We start from the raw sequence: 1,157 nt of genomic DNA, 5'->3' as shown, positions 1-1,157 counted from the left end.
CGCTACTACGCTATGCTCGAAGAGCCGGCCATGGCAGCGTGACTCAAACCAAAATGCCTCCGGCAATCCCGGCGCGGTTCAGCAGGATCAGATCGAAGCAGCGCTAGTGGAAGGTAATCTGGATGGCGTTGTTTGCGTAGATCGGCCGCCTTCGCACCCGACTCGTGCTCGCGCAGAACCCCGATGATCTGCTCTTCCGAAAACCGCTTCCGCTTCATCTGTCCGTCCTTCAATCAAGGCCGGACTCTGACTCCAGGTGGAGGAAAAACTCAGTGGCAGGTCAGTCTCACTGCACTCGAGACACACGCGTCTCCCATCGGCGCAATGCAAACGCCGTTTGATGAGGGATAGATAACTCCGTTAGCTCACCCCGTTTGCAGGAGTAATGGGGGGAGAACCGACGATTTTGCTATGAATCCTGATGTCCGTGTGAGGTTTCCAGGAATCCGCATGGCCACCAGCTTGATAAGTAATCCGGCGCTCCGAGCTGGAGCGAGAGGCGTTGGGGTACTCGGGTGGTGGTAGCAGCAATTCGAAGTCCAGGGTGCACATTGCCATTTCCGGCCTATGATGGAGAGGCTCTACCTGGTCCACCGTTTACTCCGCGTTCTCTAGTCACCGCTGAGCAGCAGCCTCCGGGCTTGTTGCGCCCCCCCTCAGCCCTATCCTCGCGAACGGACTGCCCTTGTAACGATTTTCCAGACCTTTGAATCGTGGTTCCCGAGTTGAGAATCGTGGACCCAGAACTCTGAATCGGATTACCGCAAATTTTTTCAAATCGATCCGGGTTGCCTGCACATTGAGATGAGTTGGCGACAACTCGATACCCATCGCCCTCAATCAGAATAAATTGTCCGCTGCCGAACCCGAAATGCCCGCGCGTCGCGATTTTCCAGAAGCAGCGGGGATTTTCCGAGTCTGAACGGTGACATCGCATCGAACGCAGATGATGTGTTTCAATTTGCATCGATTGATCTCAAATCGAAAAAATTTGCGGTATTTCGATTCAATATTCCCCACACGCGATTCAAAGTTTCGGAAATCCGATTCAGAATTTAGGAAGATGGTGTCCCACCGCGTGGTGTAACTGACGGCATTGGTCGCCGTGCTGTCCGGCTTGGCCGGGTTGGTCAGCGTGCTGCTACTGCTGGCAGGCT

Annotated in this window: 1 protein-coding gene; it reads right to left on the bottom strand. The window is 54.7% G+C overall.

Annotation, left to right across the window (positions count from 1 at the left end; translation table 11 throughout):
• Positions 1-840: 840 nt before the first annotated feature.
• On the bottom strand, positions 841-1,157 hold a 317-nt coding region (locus L610_RS20385), incomplete at its 5' end, for a hypothetical protein (RefSeq protein ID WP_210246029.1).

The sequence above is a fragment of the Aminobacter sp. J44 genome, from assembly GCF_007829415.1.
Lineage (GTDB): Bacteria > Pseudomonadota > Alphaproteobacteria > Rhizobiales > Rhizobiaceae > Aerobium.
The sequence above is the reverse complement of the archived record's forward strand: the minus strand, read 5'-3'. Positions and strand labels throughout refer to the sequence as shown.